A 6,860-nucleotide genomic window follows, 5' to 3' on the forward strand; every position below is an offset into this window, starting at 1 on the left:
CATCGGCGTGAACATCGTGCCCTCGGTCCCCGTCAGGGTCAGGACCGGCAAATAGACCACGGCGATGATGAGCGTGCCGAACAGGCTCGGCTTGATGACCTCGCTGCTGCCGGCGCGGATGGTCTCCATCCGTTCATCGAGCGACAGCAGCCGGCCACGCCGGTGCTGCTCGGCAGCGAGCAGCCGCAGGCAGTTTTCGACGATGATGACCGCGCCGTCGACGATGATGCCGAAGTCGATTGCGCCCAGACTCATCAGATTGGCGCTGACCTTGCTCTCGACCATGCCCGTGATCGTGAACAGCATCGACAGCGGGATGACGCAGGCCGTGATCAGCGCGGCGCGGATGTTGCCGAGGATCAGGAACAGCACCGCGATCACCAGCGCCGCGCCCTCGACGAGATTCTTCTCGACGGTCTGGATGGTGGCTTCCACCAGATGCGTGCGGTCGTAGACGGCGCGCGCGACCACGCCGTCGGGGAGCGATTTCTCGATCTCCGTGAGCCTCGCCTTCACGCGCTGGGCCACGGTGCGGCTGTTCTCGCCGATCAGCAGCATGGCGGTGCCGAGCACGGTTTCGCTGCCGTTCGTTGTCGCAGCGCCCGAGCGCAGGTCCTGGCCTTCCTGGACGTCGGCGACGTCGCGGATACGCACCGGCACGCCGCCGCGCGAGCCGATCACGATGTCGCGGATCTCCTCGATATTGGCGACCTGGCCGGGCGCGCGGACGAGATATTGCTCGCCGTTGCGCTCGATATAGCCGGCGCCGACATTGGCATTGTTGGCGGCCAGCGCCGTCATGATATCGCGGAAGCCGAGCTTGTAGGCCATCAGCCGGCCGGGGATCGGCAGCACGTGGAATTGCCGCTCATGACCGCCGATCGAGTTGACCTCGATCACGCCGGGAATAGTGCGCAGTTGCGGCTTGATGATCCAGTCCTGGATGGTGCGCAGTTCCGTCGGCGTGAACTCGGCCCCGGTTGGCGACTTCGCGCCGGCCTTGGCCTCGACCGAGTAGACATAGATCTCGCCGAGCCCGGTCGAGATCGGCCCCATCGCGACCTCGGTGCCTACAGGCAGCTGGTCCTTTGCCTGCTGGATGCGCTCATTGACGAGCTGGCGCGCAAAATAGATGTCGGTGCCGTCCTGGAATACGACGGTGACCTGGCTCAGGCCGTAGCGCGAGATCGAGCGGGTGTAGTCGAGCCTGGGCAGGCCGCCCATCGCGGTCTCGATCGGGAAGGTGATGCGCTGTTCGGCTTCGAGCGGCGACAGGCCCGGCGCGCGCGTGTTGATCTGGACCTGGACGTTGGTGACGTCGGGCACCGCGTCGATCGGCAGGCGGGTGAAATTCCAGGCGCCGAAGGCGCCGGCCGCGAGCGCGAACAGGACCACGAGCCATCGTTGACGAATGGAGAAGGCGAGGAGGGCGTCAATCATGGTCGGCGTCTCCCTTGCCCATCTCCGCCTTGACGACAAAACTGTTCTCGGCGACGTAGCGCTCGCCGACGGAGAGCCCTGCGCGGATCTCCACGAATTTCGGATCGGAGTCGCCGAGCTCCACGGGGCGCGCCTCGATCTTGTCGCCGTCCTCGCGGACGAACACGATGGTCCTGCTCTCCAGCGTCTGGATCGCACTTCGGCGCACGGCAACTGCGACGTTGCGGGTGGCGAGGATCAGCCGCGCCGTGACGAACAGGCCGGGGCGAAGCCGGCCATCGGGATTCGGCAGCACCACGCGCGCCAGCGCGGTCTGGGTCTCGCTCGAGCCAATCGGTGCCATGTAGGAGATCGCGCCCTTGATCTCGCCGCGGCCATCGTCGGGATCGATCAGCACCTCGTCGCCCAGGCGAACGCGCCGGAGGTCCTGCCGGTAGATCGACAGGTCGACCCAGATGCTGGAGAGGTCGGCGACGACGAAGGCCGGTTTCTGCTCGGAGGCGTATTCGCCGAGCGAGATCTGCCGCTCGATGACGGTGCCGGCGATCGGCGCCTTCAGCTCGTAGACGGTGAGGCTCTGGTTGCTCTCGATCGCGGCGAGCAGATCGTCCCTGGCGACCTTGTCGCCGATGCGCTTCTGGATCGATTTTGCAATTCCGGGAAAGCGGGGTGTGACCTGAACGACCGCCTCCTGGTTGGCGCGCAGGATGCCGTTGAAGGCCAACGTGTCGGTCAACGTGGCGCCCGCGGCCTCCGCCAGCGTGACGCCGGCGGCGGCCAGCTTGACGTCGGAGATGCGGATGCGGTCGGCGCCGTGCTCGTCCTRCTCGACATGGTCGTTCGGTTTCTCCGGCTTCTTGTCGGCGGCATGCTCGGTCGGCGCGACCCTGGCCGGTGCAAGCATGGCGTAGCCATAGGCGCCGAGCGCTGCGGTTACGATCGCGACGAGGATGGTGGAGGATGTCTTCATCGTGCGCCCTCCCGGGCCAGCGCAAAGGGATTGCCGACGAGACCTTCGATGGTCGCCACCCCGGCATGGAAATTCTGCAGCGCCTCCTGCTCGCGCAGCCGCGCCTGTGCGACGCTGGCCTGGGCATCGAGCACTTCGAGCAGGGTGAAGCGGCCCTGGCCGTAACCTTGCGAGATCGCGTCCGCAGCCTCAGTGGCCTTGGGGATGGCGGTCTCGCGCAGCACGGCGAGCTCGCGCAGCGAGCCCTGGAGCGAGTCATAGGCGCGGCCCGCAATCACGATCAGCGTGTTGCGGTTGGCCTCGCGCTCGGCCCTGGTCTTGGCGAGGCTTTCCTGTGCGGAGAGGATGTTGCCCTGGTTCCGGTCGAACACGGGGATCGGCACCGAGACGGTGAGGCGCGCCGCATCGTCATTGGTCTCGTTGAAATGGCGCCAGCCGGCCGCGATCCGCACGTCCGGATAGGGCTTGAGCCGCGCCATCAATAGTTCGGCATTGCGCTGGGCAAAGACCGCCGTCCAGCGCACCAGTTGCGGATTGGCATCGATGGCAGCGACGACCGACTGGAACGTGGGCGGGCGTCCCGTGGTGTCGAGCCGGCCGGAGACCTCGCCGAACTTCGCCGCAGTATCGCCCATCAGGACCGCAAGCTCGCGCCGGGCGCTCGCCAGCGTCGCCTTGAAGCGCTCGCGATCGGCCTTCACCAGGGCGGAGGCGACCTCGGCGCGGCCGGTCTCGGCCGGGGAGGAGGCGCCGGCCTCGACGCGGCGGCGGAGCAGCGGCGTCAGCCGGTCGATCGCGACAATTTGCTCGTCGAGGATCTGGATGCGCCGCTGCGCGCCGAGCACGCTCAGGAAGGCGATCGCGGTCTCCGACAGCACCTCCAACTTGACAGCCTTGCGCTGGATCGCGGCGACCTCGATGCCGGCCTGTCCGGCAGCGATCCTCGCGTCCCGCTTGCCGAACAGCTCGAAGGCCTGGCTGATCTGGAGCGTGGTCTCGGCCGATCGCGTGCCGCGATAGATGCCCGACCCGAATGAATTGTCCTGTTCATAGGACAGTTCCGGATTGAGAAGGGCGCCTGCCTGGATGCGTTGCCCCGTGGCAATGCCGACGTCGCGCTCCGCCGCCGTCAGGCGTGGGCTCGCGGCCAGCGCGCGCGAGAGCGCTGCGCGCATCGTCAGCGTCTGGGCCTGTGACGTCAGCACCAGGGGTGGGCTGATGAGAATAGCCGTCGCGCACGCGATGCGCGCGGCCAGTCGCCTGCAAGACATGAACAGAACCTGTGAAGGAGAACCGATGGGCGCGATGGGGCGCCCGGCTGATCCGTTCAGGTCAGGTGCTTGGGGGGAGGAGAGTCCGTATCGGGCGCGATGCCGGCGAGCGCCGGCTGCCGTTGCGGGACCGGCGCGGCCATCACGTCGGCCGCGGTTTCCGGTTGCACCGGTTGCACGACGGCGACGGAGAAGCAGCCGTGGCAGTGATGGCCGGCAAGCGCCTTGTGATCGCCATGGCCGGCCGCGCCGTCTTCGAGCATCGAGGCGATCTCCGGGCCGCCGGACGGGCTGGTGACATCGATGTCGTGGGCGCCGTGGAGCGCGCCCGAGAGCAGATACATGACCGCGACGAACACAGCCACGAGCCCACGCCAGTTGCGCGTGCAGCTCAGTCTGAAGGGCCGGCGGTTCAGGACCACGAATTCACTCTCGCTGTCGGTTCGGCTGGCCTAGCATGGCGGCGGGAACAGTGTCGACCCGCAATAATGTTACGTGTGGGGAACTCAACGTCGCAGTTGCAGCTCACGATGCGACTGCGACCGGCTCGCAACAAACGGCAGTTACGCGTTCATTCGGCGGCCTCCGGAATCTGCTCGGACGCGATAACCCCATCGCCCGTACGGAGCCCAAAGCCCTTCACCAGCCCGAAGATCGCGGGGATTACGATCAGCGTCAGCAGCGTCGACGAGATCATGCCGCCGATCATCGGCACGGCAATCCGCTGCATGATCTCCGATCCCGTTCCGCTGCTCCACATGATCGGCAGCAGGCCGGCCATGATCGCAACCACCGTCATCATCTTCGGGCGGACGCGTTCGACCGCGCCTTCCATGATCGCCTTGTCGAGATCGTCGCGGGTCAGGGCGCGGCCCGCGCGTGCGCAGCGCGCTTTGGCCTCGGCGAGCGCCTGGTTGAGATAGATCAGCATCACCACACCGGTCTCTGCCGCCACGCCCGCGAGTGCGATGAAGCCGACCGCGACCGCGACCGAGAGGTTGAAGCCGAGCCACCACATCAGCCACAGGCCGCCGACGAGGGCGAAGGGCAGGGAGAGCATCACGATCAGGGTCTCGGTGATCGAGCGGAAGTTGAGATAGAGCAGCAGGAAGATGGTCAGCAGCGTCACCGGCACCACGATCTTCAGCCGCGCGGTGGCGCGCTCCAGATATTCGTATTGCCCGCTCCAGACCACATAATAGCCTGATGGGAACTGGATGCTCGCCTGCACCGCAGCCCTCGCGTCGGCGACATAGCCGCCGAGGTCGCGGTCGCGGATGTCGACATAGATGTAGGTGGCGAGCTGTCCGTTCTCGGTCCGGATCGATGTCGGCCCGCGCGCCGGCGTGACGCTCGCGACCTCGCCGAGCGGAACGGCGCCGCCACCGGGCATCGGCACCAGGATGTCGCTGGCGATCGCCTTCGGATTGTCGCGCAGGTCGCGCGGATAGCGCATGTTGACGGTGAAGCGCTGCCGGCCCTCGACGGTCGTCGTCACCGCCTGGCCGCCGAGCGCGGTCGCGATCGTGTCCTGCACGTCCTGCACCATGATGCCGTAGCGCGACAGCGCCTCGCGGTCCGGCGTGATCTCGAGATAGTAGCCGCCGAGGCTCCGCTCGGCATAGGCCGAGGAGGTGCCGGGCACCGCCTTGATCACCTGCTCGATCTGCCGGGCCAGTCTGTCGATCCCGGCGAGATCGGTGCCCATGACCTTGATGCCAACGGGGGTGCGGATGCCGGTCGAGAGCATGTCGATGCGGGCCTTGATCGGCATCGTCCAGGCGTTGGAGACGCCCGGAAATTGCAGTGCCTTGTCCATCTCGGCGATCAGGCTGTCGATGGTCACGCCGGCGCGCCACTCGTTCTTCGGCTTGAGGTCGACGATGGTCTCGAACATCTCCGACGGCGCCGGATCGGTCGCGGTGGCCGCGCGACCGGCCTTGCCGTAGACCGAGGCGACTTCCGGAAACGAGCGGATGATGCGGTCCTGGGTCTGCATCAGCTCGGCGGCCTTGGTCACGGAAATGCCGGGAAGCGTCGTCGGCATGTAGAGCAGGGTGCCTTCGTTGAGGTTCGGCATGAACTCGGAGCCGAGCCGGCCGGCCGGCCAGATCGAGGCGGCGAGCACGCCGAGCGCGAGCAGGATCACCGGGATCCGCGCCCGCAGCACGCCTGATATGACCGGCCGGTAGGTCCAGATCAGGACGCGGTTGATCGGGTTCTTGTGCTCCGGGATGATCCTGCCGCGGACGAAGATCACCATCAGCGCCGGCACCAGCGTGACCGACAGCAGCGCCGCCGCCGCCATCGCAAAAGTCTTGGTGAAGGCGAGCGGGCTGAACAGCCGGCCCTCCTGCGATTCCAGCGTGAAGATCGGCATGAAGGAGACGGTGATGATCAGCAGGCTGAAGAACAGCGCCGGGCCGACCTCGGCGGCGGCCTCGATCAGGATCGCCACCCGCGAATGGCCGGGCTCGGCGCGCTCGAGATGCTTGTGCGCGTTCTCGATCATGACGATCGCGGCGTCGATCATGGCGCCGATCGCGATCGCGATGCCGCCGAGGCTCATGATGTTGGAGCCGATCCCGAGCAGCTTCATCGCCCCGAACGCCATCAGCACCCCGACGGGGAGCATCAGGATGGCGACCAGCGCGCTGCGGACATGCAGCAGGAACACGATGCAGACCAGCGCAACCACGATGCTCTCCTCGAGCAGCGTGTGCCTGAGCGTCTCGATCGCGGCCTTGATCAGGTTGGAGCGGTCGTAGACCGGAACGATCTCGACCGATTTCGGCAGGCTGGTTGCGATCTCCCTGAACCGCTTCTTGACGCTCTCGATCACGTCGAGCGCGTTCATGCCAAAGCGCTGCAGCACGATGCCGCTCGCCACCTCGCCCTCGCCGTTGAGCTCGGCGATGCCGCGCCGCTCGTCCGGCCCGAGCTCGACGCGGGCGACGTCGCGCAGCTTGACCGGCGTCCCGTTGCTCGTCTTCAGCACGATGCTGCCGAGATCGTCGACGTTTTTCAGATAGCCCTTGCCGCGGATGACATATTCGAACTCGGAGAGCTCGACGGTGCGACCGCCGACGTCGGCATTGCTGGCGCGGATGGCGTCGCGCATCTTCTGCATGGTGATGCCGAGATCGCGCATGCGCTGCGGATCGAGGATGACGTTGTAC

4 protein-coding genes and 1 pseudogene are annotated in these 6,860 nt (G+C 66.7%); all 5 read right to left on the reverse strand.

What is annotated here, in order from left to right; all coding sequences use genetic code 11:
- Positions 1–1,440: pseudogene (ihpC, locus tag AC1D00_RS20225) on the reverse strand (divalent metal ion exporter subunit IhpC); the annotation flags it as partial.
- On the reverse strand, positions 1,433–2,410 hold the full coding sequence (ihpB, locus tag AC1D00_RS20230; RefSeq protein ID WP_477011877.1) for a divalent metal ion exporter adaptor subunit IhpB: 978 nt from the start codon (positions 2,408–2,410) through the stop codon (positions 1,433–1,435). The gene ihpB and the pseudogene ihpC, both read right to left, overlap by 8 nt.
- A complete protein-coding gene (gene ihpA / locus AC1D00_RS20235) occupies positions 2,407–3,681 on the reverse strand; it encodes a divalent metal ion exporter subunit IhpA (protein WP_477011878.1) in 1,275 nt (424 codons plus the stop codon). The genes ihpB and ihpA overlap by 4 nt, the downstream gene beginning before the upstream one ends.
- A 56-nt stretch (positions 3,682–3,737) precedes the next feature.
- The gene (locus tag AC1D00_RS20240; protein WP_477011879.1) at positions 3,738–4,103 is read right to left on the reverse strand and encodes a hypothetical protein; all 366 of its coding nucleotides are present in this window, start codon (positions 4,101–4,103) and stop codon (positions 3,738–3,740) included.
- A gap of 149 nt (positions 4,104–4,252) precedes the next feature.
- The coding region (locus AC1D00_RS20245) for an efflux RND transporter permease subunit (protein ID WP_477011880.1) at positions 4,253–6,860 on the reverse strand (2,608 nt) is incomplete at its 5' end.

Source organism: Bradyrhizobium sp. P2_E8 (genome assembly GCF_056403875.1).

Coding starts and splice junctions, on each gene's coding strand:
- ihpA (WP_477011878.1), bottom strand. CDS start 3,681: ATGTCTTGCAGGCGACTGGCCGCGCGCATCGCGTGCGCGACGGCTATT.